The organism is Limnohabitans sp. 2KL-51 (assembly GCF_003063645.1).
Lineage (GTDB): Bacteria > Pseudomonadota > Gammaproteobacteria > Burkholderiales > Burkholderiaceae_C > Limnohabitans_A.
The window spans coordinates 235,528-248,914 of the sequence record NZ_NESJ01000003.1 but is presented as its reverse complement, the minus strand read 5'-3'; the positions used below and the strand labels follow the sequence as shown (position 1 = coordinate 248,914).

At 59.1% G+C, this 13,387-nt stretch carries 17 protein-coding genes and 1 tRNA gene; 12 read left to right on the top strand and 6 right to left on the bottom strand.

The genetic code is table 11. From position 1 onward, the window contains the following. Positions 1–61 precede the first annotated feature (61 nt). Positions 62–1,420, bottom strand: a complete 1,359-nt coding sequence (locus B9Z49_RS04305) for a DUF5666 domain-containing protein (RefSeq protein ID WP_108352189.1) — start codon at positions 1,418–1,420, stop codon at positions 62–64. A 142-nt stretch (positions 1,421–1,562) separates the two neighbouring features. Between B9Z49_RS04305 and B9Z49_RS04300 the strand changes: the two genes are divergently transcribed. From B9Z49_RS04300 to B9Z49_RS04275, 6 genes are all read left to right on the top strand, one after another. After that, entirely contained in the window at positions 1,563–1,943 is a 381-nt protein-coding gene (locus B9Z49_RS04300; RefSeq protein ID WP_108352188.1) for a DUF1924 domain-containing protein, read from the top strand. Between the two features lie 11 nt (positions 1,944–1,954). Then, the gene (locus B9Z49_RS04295; RefSeq protein ID WP_108352187.1) at positions 1,955–2,425 is read left to right on the top strand and encodes a diheme cytochrome c; all 471 of its coding nucleotides are present in this window, start codon (positions 1,955–1,957) and stop codon (positions 2,423–2,425) included. After that, positions 2,422–3,030 (top strand): cytochrome b/b6 domain-containing protein, encoded by a 609-nt coding sequence (locus B9Z49_RS04290; protein ID WP_108352186.1) that lies wholly within the window; start codon positions 2,422–2,424, stop codon positions 3,028–3,030. Before B9Z49_RS04295 ends, B9Z49_RS04290 begins: the two co-directional genes overlap by 4 nt. Then, positions 3,005–3,661 carry a winged helix-turn-helix domain-containing protein gene (locus B9Z49_RS04285; RefSeq protein ID WP_108352185.1) on the top strand — a complete coding sequence of 219 codons (657 nt, stop codon included), beginning with the start codon at positions 3,005–3,007 and terminating at the stop codon, positions 3,659–3,661. Before B9Z49_RS04290 ends, B9Z49_RS04285 begins: the two co-directional genes overlap by 26 nt. Before the next feature lie 17 nt (positions 3,662–3,678). Then, positions 3,679–5,040 (top strand): ATP-binding protein, encoded by a 1,362-nt coding sequence (locus B9Z49_RS04280; RefSeq protein ID WP_108352184.1) that lies wholly within the window; start codon positions 3,679–3,681, stop codon positions 5,038–5,040. Between the two features lie 226 nt (positions 5,041–5,266). Next, positions 5,267–5,539: a DUF1883 domain-containing protein gene (locus B9Z49_RS04275; protein ID WP_108352183.1), complete on the top strand. Its 273-nt coding sequence runs from the start codon at positions 5,267–5,269 to the stop codon at positions 5,537–5,539. A 100-nt stretch (positions 5,540–5,639) separates the two neighbouring features. Here the strand turns inward: B9Z49_RS04275 and B9Z49_RS04270 are convergent, their stop codons facing one another. The 4 genes from B9Z49_RS04270 to B9Z49_RS04255 form a co-directional block, all read right to left on the bottom strand. After that, a complete protein-coding gene (locus B9Z49_RS04270) occupies positions 5,640–5,918 on the bottom strand; it encodes a cupin domain-containing protein (RefSeq protein ID WP_108352182.1) in 279 nt (92 codons plus the stop codon). A 60-nt stretch (positions 5,919–5,978) separates the two neighbouring features. Beyond that, entirely contained in the window at positions 5,979–7,157 is a 1,179-nt protein-coding gene (locus B9Z49_RS04265; protein WP_108352181.1) for a pyridoxal phosphate-dependent aminotransferase, read from the bottom strand. A 56-nt stretch (positions 7,158–7,213) separates the two neighbouring features. Further along, the gene (locus B9Z49_RS04260; protein WP_108352180.1) at positions 7,214–7,663 is read right to left on the bottom strand and encodes an FKBP-type peptidyl-prolyl cis-trans isomerase; all 450 of its coding nucleotides are present in this window, start codon (positions 7,661–7,663) and stop codon (positions 7,214–7,216) included. Between the two features lie 64 nt (positions 7,664–7,727). Then, positions 7,728–8,663, bottom strand: coding sequence for a nitronate monooxygenase family protein (locus B9Z49_RS04255; RefSeq protein ID WP_108352179.1), 936 nt, complete (start codon positions 8,661–8,663; stop codon positions 7,728–7,730). A gap of 138 nt (positions 8,664–8,801) precedes the next feature. On the opposite strand from B9Z49_RS04255, the gene B9Z49_RS04250 reads away from it, so the two are divergent. The 6 genes from B9Z49_RS04250 (at position 8,802) to B9Z49_RS04230 (ending at position 12,385) form a co-directional block, all read left to right on the top strand. Beyond that, a complete protein-coding gene (locus B9Z49_RS04250) occupies positions 8,802–9,434 on the top strand; it encodes a glutathione S-transferase family protein (RefSeq protein WP_108352178.1) in 633 nt (210 codons plus the stop codon). 174 nt (positions 9,435–9,608) lie between these two features. Further along, positions 9,609–9,779, top strand: coding sequence for a hypothetical protein (locus tag B9Z49_RS22005; RefSeq protein WP_019428100.1), 171 nt, complete (start codon positions 9,609–9,611; stop codon positions 9,777–9,779). A gap of 115 nt (positions 9,780–9,894) precedes the next feature. After that, a complete protein-coding gene (locus B9Z49_RS04245) occupies positions 9,895–10,287 on the top strand; it encodes an MAPEG family protein (RefSeq protein WP_108352274.1) in 393 nt (130 codons plus the stop codon). A gap of 40 nt (positions 10,288–10,327) precedes the next feature. Beyond that, a tRNA-Leu gene (locus B9Z49_RS04240) sits at positions 10,328–10,420 on the top strand. Positions 10,421–10,438: 18 nt separating this feature from the next. Then, a complete protein-coding gene (locus tag B9Z49_RS04235; RefSeq protein WP_108352177.1) occupies positions 10,439–11,071 on the top strand; it encodes a DUF6806 family protein in 633 nt (210 codons plus the stop codon). Between the two features lie 12 nt (positions 11,072–11,083). After that, positions 11,084–12,385 (top strand): MFS transporter, encoded by a 1,302-nt coding sequence (locus B9Z49_RS04230; RefSeq protein ID WP_108352176.1) that lies wholly within the window; start codon positions 11,084–11,086, stop codon positions 12,383–12,385. A gap of 102 nt (positions 12,386–12,487) precedes the next feature. On the opposite strand, the gene murI is transcribed toward B9Z49_RS04230, so the two are convergent. Beyond that, a complete protein-coding gene (gene murI, locus B9Z49_RS04225) occupies positions 12,488–13,348 on the bottom strand; it encodes a glutamate racemase (RefSeq protein ID WP_108352175.1) in 861 nt (286 codons plus the stop codon). Between the last annotated feature and the right edge of the window lie 39 nt (positions 13,349–13,387).

Below are 13,387 nucleotides of genomic sequence, written 5' to 3'. Positions count from 1 at the left end.
CTGGCCTCCACGAAACCTCGGGCGATTCACCTCGCATGGTTAATAAGAAGTTTGACAAAAATTAGTCATCGTCGCCATAGCCGTTGCCATAGCGACGGTCTTTGGATTCGATCTTGCTGACCTTGAAGGTGTTGCCTGTCAAATAGCCCTTGGCTTCGACATAGCCACTGATGATGGGTTGATGCTCATCCCAATAAGCCGAAGACATATCAGCTGTGTAGGTGACGGCACCGTTCGTAAGCGTGCAGCCCACATTCACAGCAGAGCAGTTGAGTGAGGCATACATTTCAAAGCTGCGTGAGGTCTGAATCTCAGTCGGCGTGCTGAGGGGTGACAAGCTTCGGTGATGTAAACCGTCCGAGTCGTTGTCGTTCCAATCGTCTGCATAGCCATTGCTTTGGCTGCCTTCAAATTCGATTTTTGTTGCAACCAGCACGCCGTTGCTCAGTGTGCCTTTGGCTTCGACGTAGGTGCCGTTGGTAACGCTGGCGCACAGGGCAGGGCTGGTTGCCTGAACTTGAATGCCTTGAATCTTTAAGGTGCAACCCGTGACGTTGCCGCCGCTTGAAATCAAGGTTTTGTCTGACACTGCGCCGTACAACTCATTGCGTTCGTTGTTCACGCGAGTGGTGCCGCTGTAGTTGCTGGCATAGCTGGCGTAGGTGCTGGCCGTGCCGCTGCGAATTTGCAGGCTGCTGGCTGCATATGTGCTGGCCGTGGAGTTGGTAGACGCCCTCACAGCAATCACGGCCCCTGTCGCTAAGCCGCTGGGTGGGGTGATGCTGGCGTAGTTCACCGTGATGGGCGCGGTTGTTGTGCCCAGCACCAAGGTCTTTGCGGTGGAGTCCATGCTTTGCACGGTGCCCACGACTTGCACATTGACCAAGCCCGTTTCAGCTTCAACCAAGGTGGCTAAAAAAGAACCATCGGCTTGTGGCAAACCATAAACCTCCACAGCTTGGTTGTTCAGGGCAGCCAAGCTGGTCACAGCTCCAGTGGTGTTCAGTAAGATGGTGGATTTGTCAGTGATGACGGGCATGCCGGCCACGGTCAGGGTTGAGCCTGTGTAGTTCGCCACGCCTTTGATGCCGCTTTGCACCAAAATTTTTCCTGCAATTGGACGCAGGGTCAATGCGTCGGTGCCGCTTTGTTCAACGCTCACCGTCATGCCAATGCGCAGTGGGGTGGTGATGGCCGTGTTGCCATCGTCTGAATCTAGAACCTGTGAGCCCACAGTTTCGTAGCGCACACCGTTCACGACGATGGAGCCCAGTCCGCTGATGGTGCCCGAGTTGAGCGTGGCTGCCGTGGGCGTGGTGGTATTGCTGCTGCTGCCTCCCCCGCCCCCACAGGCAGACAAGAGGCCTGCAACGGCCATGAGCAGTGCAAGAAGTTTGGGTTGAAGGCGGGGGTGTGTCATGCGAACTCCATCCATAAAGGATGGTGAAAGTCTGCGCTCCTCACATTAAGAAAGCCTTAAGACACTTCCAAGGCTCGTCACTCATGTCTTAAGAAAACCCTAAGACGCGCTGACTAGCATTGGTTTTGAAAGGCACACAACCATGCTGCAAAAGTTATTCATGCTCCTGCTCTTTGCATCGTTTCAAGCGATGGCCGCCACGCCTGCCGATTTGCTGGCGGGCTATACCGCGCAAGCGGGGCATCCTGCCAATGCTTCCAAGGGTGAAGCGTTCTTCAAAGCCAGCCATGGCCAAGAGTGGCAGTGCACCAGCTGCCACGGCAAGTCGCTAATGCTGGGTGGGCGTCATGCCAGCACCGACAAAGCCATTGAGCCGCTTGCGCCGGCGGCCAACGCGAAGCGCTTTACCGACAGCGCCAAGGCCGAAAAGTGGTTTCGCCGCAATTGCAAAGATGTGCTGGTGCGTGAATGCACCGCCGCTGAAAAAGCCGATGTGTTGGCTTGGTTGATTTCATTGCGTTGAGAGGACCTGATATGCATACACGTTTCATACACCTCATGCGCAGCGTGCTAGCCGCCAGCTTGCTGGCAGCTGCACCCGTTTGGGCCGACAGTTACAAAGGCCCCACACCACCCGCGGTGTACACCCAAGAGTGCGGAGGCTGCCACTTGGCTTTTCCGCCCAACTTGTTGTCCAAAGCATCCTGGCAGCGCGTGATGAGTGGCCTCGAAAAACATTACGGCAGCGACGCCTCGCTCGATGCGGCCACGCAAAAGCAAATCGACACCTGGTTGCAAACCTATGGCGGTCAGGGCAAGCGTGCGCGAGAAGATCCACCACAAGATCGCATCACACGTGCGGCATGGTTTGAGCGCAAGCACCGTGAGGTAAGCGCTGCCACGTTCAAACGTGCTTCCATCAAAAGCTCCGCCAACTGCGCGGCGTGCCACGGCGATGCTGCGCAAGGCAATTTTGAAGACGACCGTGTGAGGATTCCTAAATGATCAACAGCGTTTTGAGCCCCATTCACATAGACTTGTCATCGCCCATGCCCAAGAAGCGCAAGACCGTGGTCGATTTGGGTACACGCATGGCCCACGCCAGCATGGCCTTGGCATTCCTCATTTCTTATGTCACATCCGAGTCGGAGTACTGGCGCTTGGTGCATGTGTACAGCGGCTACTGCTTGGCAGCAGTGCTGGCATTTAGGTTGGTGTGGGGGTGGGCGGGGCCTGCGTCTGCACGCTGGGGTTTGTTGTTGCGTCGCGTCGCCATGTGGCGCGTGTGGCTCAACAAATTCAAGCAGGGCGAATGGCTAAGCCGCAACTTTTGGGTAGGGGCCAGCAGCTGGGTGCTGAGCGCTGCGGTTCTGTGCATCTATGTATTTTGCACGGTGGCCATTGCCAGCGGGTGGGCTACTTACAATCAACTTTTAGGCGATGGTTGGTTGAACGATGCCCTGCAAGAGCTGCACGAGGGATTGGGAAACGTGGCCATGGCTGTGGTGTGCATCCATGTGGGGTTGGTGGTGATGCTGCGCGTGTGGCGCGGTCCACAAGCTCTGCGACCAATGTGGCGTGGCTATGCGAATACTTCTGGCCGAGGATGACGAGCTGCTGGGCAGCGGCTTGCGTGCGGGCTTAGATCAGCGCGGTTTTCAGGTGGACTGGGTGCGCGACGGCGTCGCCGCCGAGCGTGAACTGCTAAGTGCCCAGCACCAAGCCGCTGTGCTTGACATTGGTCTGCCGCGCCAAGACGGCTTGGCTTCATTAAAGGCGGTGCGTGCGCGTGGCATCAACACCCCGGTATTGGTGCTGACCGCGCGTGATGCCGTAGCCCAGCGCATCGAAGGGCTCAACCTCGGCGCTGACGACTATGTGGTGAAGCCCGTGGACTTGGACGAGCTCGCCGCCCGTTTGCATGCCTTGGTGCGTCGCGCTCACGGCAAAACACAAACCACATTGCAACTGCGCGATGTGGTGATGGACCCTAGCGCACGCCAAGTCAGCCGCGATGGCGAAGTCATCAGCCTGTCCACCCGCGAGTTCGATTTGCTGAAAGCTTTGTTGCTTAACGCAGGGCGTGTTTTGTCACGCGAACAGCTAGAGCAACACCTGTACCGCTGGGGCCACGAGGTGGAGAGCAACACCATCGAAGTTCACATTCACCACTTGCGCCGAAAAATGGGTGCGGGCCTGATCGATACCGTGCGCGGTGTGGGTTACATCGTCATGCCTTGAAGGACGAGTTGAAAGTCATGCCACCCAAATTTTCTTTGCAGCAACGTTTGCTCACCCGCACCTTGGGCGCGGTGTTGGTGGTGTGGATGGGCACCGCTGCTTTCGTGGGCTACGAGGCCCAGCATGAAGTAGATGAGCTTTTGGATGCTCACTTGGCCCAATCGGCCGCCTTGCTGGTGGTGCAACAAAACGCCACGCCTGACGATGACGAGCCTTTGTTCGACGCGCCTACCTTGCACAAGTACGCCAATCGCGTGGCCTACCAAGTGTTTGACGAAGGCCGCTTGGTCATGCACTCGCCCAACGTGGCGCACACGCCCATGGCGAATCACACGCAAGGGTTCGAGACACTCACTTTGGCCGACGGCAAATCGTGGCGCATCTTTGCTGCGCCGGGCCGAAGCAAAGATGTACAAATTTATGTGGCCGAGCGGGAGGACAGTCGCGACGAGATTTTGTGGGCGGTGCTGCGCGGCTTTTTGCCGCCGCTCACACTTGCGCTGCCGCTGTTGCTGATCGGGTTGTGGTGGAACGTGCGCTCGGGTCTACAGCCGTTGCAGCGATTGCGCCAAGTGCTGTTACAGCGCGACACCCAAACGCTAGAGCCTGTCAGCTTGCCCGAGACCCCACAAGAAGTGCAGCCTCTTTTGAACGCACTCAACGACTTGCTACAACGTCTGGCCCTGCGCATGGAAACCGAGCGCCGCTTCACCGCCGATGCTGCGCATGAGCTGCGCACACCCATTGCCGCCATCCGCGCCCAAGCCCAAGTGGCGTTGAGCGAGGCCACCAATGAGGAGGTGCGCCGGCAAGCGCTGCAAGGCACCTTGATGGGTTGTGACCGCGCTTCGCGCTTGGTCGAACAGCTGCTGACCTTGGCCCGTGTGGAGGGCCCGCAAGACGTGGCTTCTGAGCCGTTTCGCCTAGACCAGTTGGCACAACACATCTTGGCCAATCTCACGCCCGAAGCCCTGCGACGCGGCCAAACCCTTGAGCTGTTGGCGCCCGAGCCCTTGCAGATCAAGGGCCAAAGCACGTTGTGGCTTATCTTGCTGCGTAACCTTGTTGACAATGCCTTGCGCTACAGCCCCGAAGGCGCAACGGTGCGCATTCAAGCGCAGCGCTTGGAAAGCGGCCAAACGGAAGTCACCGTGCAAGACAGCGGCCCCGGCTTGTCAGCCGACGACTTGGCCCAATTGGGCGAGCGCTTTTTCCGCGTGCTGGGTACGTTGGCCACGGGCAGCGGCTTGGGCTGGTCCATCGTGAGGCACATTGCGGTATTGCAGCGCATTGATGTGCAAGTGGGAAAATCCGCTGATTTGGGTGGTTTGATGGTGACCTTGCGGTACCCAAAAAACGCATCGCAAAAGCTCTCATAAAAATGGTGAACCAGGGTCGATCCAACAAGAAGCCCGACCAGCTACTTCTTGATATTCCGTTCCTGAGAAAATAAAATATTTGAAATAAATAATAAAAAATTAAAATTTAATGGACAATTTTGAAAGCTGTTCTTCCATATCTTGCTTTTTCCCGTCTGCCCGCAAGGGTCGCGCTTGTTGTGTGGCGCGGTCAGTTTGGATCAAGCCCATTCACCGATCGGCAAAGATGCAATTCATTTACAAAGACTTAGGCTTCAGGCAAATTGGCGAAATTGTCGAGGTGACCCTGACGAACCCGTCGAATGTTCGGCTCATGGACGATCTCAATTTTGCCAATTACAAAAAGGGTGTCAAACACATCTACACAGGTGGTGTGGTGCGGCAAACCGCTGTGCGACTTCAAATCCCCACTTTGGGCCATTGGCATCTTGCAGTGGACACCCAAGGATTGCAAAGCTCGGGCTCCTTCGGTGCAACGGTGAAAATCATCGAAGGCTGAGCGGGGACTGACGCTGGCCAATGTGCCTTGTGTATGTCCTGGATGGGTCTACAGAGTGGGCATCACCTTGGACCAGCCAAGTTCTGGTCTTTACCGTGCTTCAGTTGGCCCGGGCCACCCACACGGTGGCGCCTTCGGAGCCGTACAGTTCAGCGTGCGGGACATCGCGGGCCAGGCGGAAAAAATCACCCGCCTGGAGGTGTTTGACCTCGGCGCCCAAGGTTAACCAATATTCACCACGCGCTACATATGCGCTCACATCAAAAGGGTGGGTGTGGGTGTCGAGCTTCAGGTTGGCGTCCCACTCGCGCACGATGATTTCGTCAAAGCCTTCATCCAGGGATTGGGCGGTGAAGCTTTCGAGGGTGGGTGTGGTCATAGGTGTTTCTGGTGAGGGATGAAAAAGTGGGGAGATTCGGACGGGTGCAGACCGTGCGGCTCAGGCCTTGTACCAGTCCTTGACCGCTGCCACATAACGGGCAACACCTTCGGCCACAGTGGCTGCATCGAGCGCGCCATAAGACAGGCGTTGGTAGTTGGCGCTGGCCGTGTCGCTCAGGCCGAAAGCAAAGCCGGGAAGTGTGGCCACGCGAAATTTTTCGGTCATGGCGCGGTTGAAGGCCATGGGGTTGGCCACGCCAGGCAACTTCATCAGCACATAAAAAGCGCCCTGGGTATTTGGAAATTCGACCAAATCCCCCAGGCCTTGCAGCGCCTGGTTGACTTGTGCTCGAACTTGGGCCAAGGCGGCCACTTTGGGTTGTACCCAGTCGCGGCCCAGCTGCAGGGCTTGCAGCGCCAGCAATTGCGAGGCCACCGGGGCGCAGATCAGGTTGGTGTCTTGCACCTTGTTCATGGCCCCAAACAGGTCGGCCGGGAACACCACATAGCCCACGCGCCAACTGGCCATGCCGAAGTTTTTGGACATGGAATAAAACGACAGGGTGTGGCCTTGGGCCCCGGGAATGGACGCGGGAGAAAAGTGCCGGGCACCGTCGTAGGTGAAGTATTCGTAGGCTTCGTCGCTGAAGTGGTAAAGCCCTGAGCGGGCGCACAAGGCATTGACGGCGCGCAGGCTTTCTTCGCTGTACACCGCGCCAGTGGGGTTGTTGGGCGAGACGGTGACGATGGCGCGGGTACGGGGGGTGATGGCGGCGGCCAGGGCCTCGACATCCAGGCTCCAGTCGCGGTGTGTGGGCACGGGTACAGGCACGCAGCCACACATGCGGATGGCCATTTCCTGGTTGAAGTAAAACGGCATGGGCAAGATGAATTCGTCGCCCGGGTCGGCCACGGCCAGCACGCTGTTGAGAAACGCCATGTTGCTGCCCGCCGTGACCATGACGATCGACTCGGTGCCGCAATGGACATGGTTCTCGTCGGTCAGTTTTTGCCGAAAGCGGTCCACCAGGGGGGCGATACCACCCACGGCCTGGTATTTGTTCAGCTGACCATCTGCCATGAGCGCTGGGAGCTCGGCCACGGCTTGCGCCGGGGGGCCGTAGTTCACAACGCCTTGGCCCAGTGAAATGGTGCCGGGGTTGTCGCGCACCAGCTTGGCGATCGTGGGGATGATGGGGCTGTCCACCGCATCCATGCGGGCTGATTGGCGCTTCATGGGGTGTTCCGTGGCTGGGGGCTTGAAAAATCGTTCACTTGCTGATGAGTTGCCGATTACTTGCCATTGATGGCCAGCAACTCGACCTCGAACAACAGGGTCGCTTTGGGCGGGATCACATTACCCGCGCCGCGATCGCCATAGGCGGTAGCAGGCGGGCAGGTCAGCTTGGCTTTGCCGCCGACCTTCATCAGCTGCACGCCTTCGGTCCAGCAGGGGATGACGCGGCTCAGGGGGAACTCGATGGCCTCGTTGCGTTTGTAGGAGCTGTCGAACTCTTTGCCGTCGGGCAAGGTACCCCGGTAATGAACTTTGACGGTGTCTGAGGCTTTGGGGCTGGCACCGGTGCCGTCTTTGAGGGAGCGGTAGACCATGCCTGAGGCCGTGAGTTGCGCGCCAGGCTCTTGCGCGGCAGCTGCGGTGACGGTGTTTTGGGCCCAAGTGGGCGTGCAGGCCAGCAACACCAGGGACAGGGCAGCTGCGCGGGGGATCAAAAATGTGTTCATGGGGTGATTTTTGTGCAAATGAGGGCGTTGTGGCTTCACTTCGGGGACAAGTGGGGCTGTTGCATTATCCGAAAGTCTTGGCTTGGGCCCATTGCCCCATCCGGGCGCTGATGCTGTGGAATTCGGCCACGGTGTGCGCGATGATCTGCTCGGCCGTCAAGACCTCGTGCACCAAGCCTGCCGATTGGCCCGCCAGGGCTGGGGCGGCGTTCATGTTGCCCCCGAAATAAACATCCTGGATGCCTTGGAAGGCGTCGGGGCCCATCAGGCCGGATTCGTGCAGGCTTTGGGTGAACGGCGCTTTGAGTGCGCGGATGCAAGGCGAGGACTTGGTGTTGAGCATGTAGGTGCCGGTGGTGGGTGCGTCCACAATGGCTTGTTTGAAGTGACTGTGCACCGGGCTTTCGGCACAGGCCACAAAGCGGGTGCCCATCTGGATGGCTTCTGCGCCCAATGCAAATGCCGCTGCCATGCCCCGTCCGTCCACGATGCCGCCTGCAGCGATCAATGGCAGATCGGTTTTTTCGCGGATGGCCTGCAGCAGCACCAGGGTGCTGACTTCTTCCGGGTTCTTGAAGCCCCCGCCTTCGGAGCCCTCCACCACCAGGCCATCGACCCCGGCATCAGCGCATTTGAGGGCGGCTTCCAGTGTGGGCACGGCGTGGTAGACCGCGATGCCCGCCGCCTTCAAGGGCGCGACAAATTTGGCCGGGCTGCCCGCCGAGGTGGTGACAAACCGGATGCCCGACTCGCAGACGTAGCGCAGCATGGCATCGTCTTTCAAAAAGCGGATGGGCAAATTCACCCCAAAAGGCAGGCCCGAGGCCAGCATGGCGGCGATTTCGTGCTGGCAGTTTTCGGTCTCGCCCGAAGATGTCTCGATGATGCCCAGCCCGCCCGCCCGGGAGACCGCCATGGCCAAAGGGCTGCGGGCGATCCAGCCCATAGGAGCTTGCAAGATGGGGTAACGGGCGCCAGTGTGGGCCAAAACGCGGTTCATGAAAGGGGCCTTCAGAGTCAAATTGCAGATCTTAAGTGCGCGCTTGCGACTGAGCAGTCGCGCAGTGGTCGCCGAATGGTCCTGCGGCAGGCGCGGTTTTGCATAAACTGCGCTTGTACAACACTGGAGATACGCAACATGGCTTTGACGCTTTTTGCTTTTGACACCCCCAATGCCCGCAAAATCACCGTGGCCCTGGAAGAGATGGGTTTGCCCTTTGCCGTGCAAGTGGTGGATATCACCCAAAAAGAGCAATTCGATCCGGCATTTTTGAAGATCAGCCCGAACAACAAGATCCCGGCTTTGGTGGACACCGAAGGGCCCGATGGCCAGACGCAGACGGTGTTTGAGTCTGGCGCGATCCTGATTTATTTGGCCGAAAAAACCGGAAAATTCTTACCTGCTCAGGGCGCTGGTCGGGTGGCCGCGCTGGAATGGCTGATGTTTCAGATGGGTGGTTTTGGCCCCGCGCCGGGTCAGGTGCACCATTACGCCGGCCTGAGCAACGAGGCCGACAAGCGTTACGGTTTTGAGCGTTTCATGGCCGAGACTTTGCGCCTGTATGGCGTGATGGACCGCAGATTGGCCGCCAAGGAATTTTTTGCCGGTGAGCTGTCGATTGCAGACTTTGCCATCCTGGGCTGGGTCTGGCGCCACCCGCGCCACCAAGTGGATTTGCAGCAGTTTCCACACGTTCAGCTCTGGTACCAGGCCTTGATGGCGCGGCCTGCGGTGCAAAAAGGCTTTGCCGTGGCGCTGCGCCGGGATTGATCTGGCTGCCAAAAATGCCGCTGCCGGTGCGGCGCTGGCCCGTAAAAATGTTGAGGCGCGGGGGTTTGGGGTGGTCCTGGCCCCAGAAATCCTTCCGCCTAGCAGGGCCGCTGTCTGAATCAGGGCCTTTCTTGTGGCTTAATATCGTTTTGCATTTTTTATCCGGAGCCACAGATGGGCAACAAAATCGTCACCGAAGCAGATCGTAAATTCACCCCCCCACTGCCCGCATTGCCTGGCGTGACCTTGCGCACCGGCGGCCGTGGCCAACGCGTGAGCCTGGAGCGCGGTGTCTCAACTCGCAGCAAGAAGAACCCCGGCAAGCGCTCCACCAAGGGCGGTTGAACCCGGTGCGCCCGGCGTTTGCCGGGCCAGTGCCGAGCCACTGATGAATTCAGTGGCTTTTTTTTGGGTTGATGCGGGACCTTTCCAGTCTGGGCCGCTGATCAAGGAGAGCTCAATGTTGATTTCTTACGGCGCTGTATTGGTGGCGGGCATCATGCCGGTGGTTTGTGCGGGCATCGCCAAGTCGGGCTTCAAGGGCTATGACAACAGCGACCCCCGCGCTTGGCTGGCCAGTCAAACCGGTTTTCGGGCGCGGGCCAATGCCGCACAAGCCAATTGCTTTGAGGCGTTCCCGTTTTTTGCTGTGGGCATCATTTTGGCCTTGCTGACCGGGGTCGATCCGGCCACAGTGGATGCACTGGCCATGTTCTTCATTGCGGCCAGGGTGGCCTATGTGTTTTTCTACGTGACCAACAAACCCAAATGGCGCACCATGGCCTGGTCGGCGGCTTACCTGACGGTGGTGGCACTGTTTGCGCTGGCCATGCTGAATTTGCAGATCGACTGAAGCCAAAAAGACCGCGTTATCAAGGCACAATAAGCGCTCTGCCCCGGTGGTGAAACTGGTAGACACACCGGACTTAAAATCCGTTGCTTCGTTCATAGCGGGCGTACCGGTTCGATTCCGGTTCGGGGCACCAATTGAGGAAAACATCATCATGAACCACGACAACGCACCGCTCGAAATTCACGTGCATGGTGATGTGCCGATCAAACCCGGCACTGACATCAAGGCTATACAGGAAGCGCTCAAGCCCCTTTGGCATTACGCCGGGGCGCGTTCTTTGCACGAAGGCGCTGTGAGCCTGTACGAAGAAGAGCCGGGCATCCGTTTTGATGCCACTACCCAGCGCTTGAACCTGTGCTGGACCGTTCGCGGCGACGAGGACTTCCGCATGGTCATGGACGATCTGTGCATGAACATCAACGACTTGTCGGCGGCGGGTACCCAGATCGAGGTCACTTTTTACGACACCGAGTTCGACGACGAAGACGAGGCCAGCGGGAGCGAGTCGCGCGACGATTTTGTGATGCTGTTTGTGGGGCCTGATCCGGGCGCCATCATGCAGGCCCAGCGCGACCTGTTGGTGCACGATGTGATCAACATGATGGAGCGCCACTTTGACGGGGCCGAGTTGTCGGGTGTGGTCACCGAGATCGACAAGCTGTTCAGCCAGCGCTTTGACAGCCTGGTCAGCTCTCTGGAGCTTGGCAAGCCGCCGCGTGGCTCGGGAGGTTCAAGCGGACATGGCGGCAGTGGTGGTGGACGCCGTCCTAGGCATTTGCACTGATCGGGGCGCACCATGAACCTTGACCGTCTTCGTTCCGCGCTAAACCCGGGCGTGCGCTTGCGCGAAGTTTTTGGCTGGGCCATGTACGACTTCGCCAATTCGGGTTATTCCACGGTGGTCATCACGGCGGTGTTTGCGGCCTACTTTGTGGGCGGTGTGGCGGACGGGGCCGACTGGGCCACCTTGGCCTGGACCTCGGGTTTGAGCGTGTCTTATTTGATTGTCATGCTTACCATGCCGGGGTTGGGCGCGTGGGCCGACCGCGTGGCGGGTAAAAAACGTTTGCTGATGTGGGTGACCGCCGGGTGCGTGATCAGCACTGCGGCTTTGGCGCTGGTAGGGCCGGGGCAGGTGGCGCTGGGCTTGTGCATTTTGGTGCTGTCCAACACCTTCTTTTCGTATGGCGAATCGCTGACGGCTTCGTTTTTACCCGAACTGGCCAAGCCTGAGGCCATGGGCCGCGTGAGCGGTTGGGGCTGGGCGCTGGGCTACATCGGCGGCATGCTGACGCTGGGCATTTGTCTGGCTTATGTGCTGGCCGCGCAAGCGCGCGGCGAGTCGGGCAGCCAGTTTGTACCGGTCACGATGCTGATCACGGCGGCCGTTTATGGCGGCGCGGCGTGGTTCACTTTTGCCCTGTTGCGTGAGCACTCGCCAGCTCGGCCCGAAGTGCCGATCCGGTCGGTCACACAAAGCCTGCAACACTTGCGCCAGACCCTGCGCGAGGCTTTGCCTTACCGCGATTTCACTCAGTTGCTGGCCTGCGCCGTGGCCTACCAGGGTGGGGTGGCGGTGGCTATCACCCTGGCCGCCATTTACGCCGAGCAGGTCATCGGGTTTCAGCCGCAAGAAACCATGGTGCTGATCTTTGTGCTCAACATCGCGGCTTTTGTCGGGGCCCTGATCTTTGGCCATGTACAAGACCGCGTGGGTCACAAACTGGCCTTGTCGTTGACTTTGCTGGGCTGGGTGGCCACTTGTTTCATTGCGGCCCTGTCCACGGACAAGGCCACGTTCTGGTGGGCGGCCGGGATTGCTGGCTTTTGCATGGGCTCGAGCCAGTCTGCGGGTCGCGCCATGGCGGGGCTGATGGTGCCGGCCCATCGCTTGGGTGAGTTTTTTGGCCTGTGGACCTTTGCCATTCGACTGGCCAGCATTCTGGGACCGCTGACCTATGGCCTGATCACCTGGCTGAGCGATGGCAACCAGCGCCTGGCGATCGGGTCCACCTCTTTGCTGTTTGTGCTGGGGCTGGTGTTGTTGATGCCGGTGAATGTGGAACGAGGCCGATTGGCGGCGCAATCGAATCCTTGACATTGGGCGTTGAGGGTTGAGGGTTGAGGGTGGATCTGTTGTGGGAGCACACCCCGTGGGCGATGGGCGTGGGACACGCCCTTTCTTGGCCGTCCCGAAATCTCAGCTGAGCAAGGCAGGCACTGCCTCGCAGACCTCCGGGGGCAAGCCCAGCCAGCGCTGTGCGGCGGCTTGAAGGCCTTGCAAGTCGCCTGTGGTCATCAAGCGAATAGGCTGCGCAGCCCCATCTGTTTTTCCACTGTTCAGCAGGTCAGCCGCCGCCAGCAAGCGGTGCGTTTGACGCGCCACCGGTCTGCCCGTTGAGACCAGTTGCACATGGGGCCCCAACAATTGGCGCAAATCCTGTTCGACAAACACATAGTGGGTGCAGCCCAGCACCAAGGTGTCGATGTCGCCAGGTGCGCAGCCAAAGCGGCCCATGGCCTGGGTGTAGGTCTGCAACAAGTGCGCGATTTGCGCTTGCGCAGCCTGGGCCTGATCGGGCAGGGTGCTGTGTTCGATGGCCGAGGCCAGGCCGTTGCAGGCCAGGACTTCAAAATGCGCCTCGCTTTGCACGCTGGCCAACAGTCGCGCAAACTTGTCACTGACCACGGTGGCCCGGGTGGCCATCACGCCGATGTGACGGGTTTGGCTTTGGGCCAAGGCCGGTTTGAGTGCGGGCTCCAACCCCACCAGCGGGAGCGCAGGGTGCAGTGCTCGTAATTCATGTATGGCCGCTGCGGTGGCGGTATTGCAGGCCACGACCAGCGCCTTGATGTGGTGCTGCGTCAGCAGGTACTCGGCAATCGCGTGGGTGCGCTGGCGGATGAAGGTTTCGCTTTTTTCGCCGTAAGGCGCGTGTGCGTTGTCGGCCAGGTACACAAAGCGCTCGTTCGGCAGTTCTGTTTGCAAGGCCTGCAACACGCTCAGGCCGCCAATGCCGCTGTCAAACACGCCAATGGGGTGTTGTGAATCGATGATCATAGGGGGTTGGGCCTGAAAAAAGGCCGCTTGCGCGGCCTT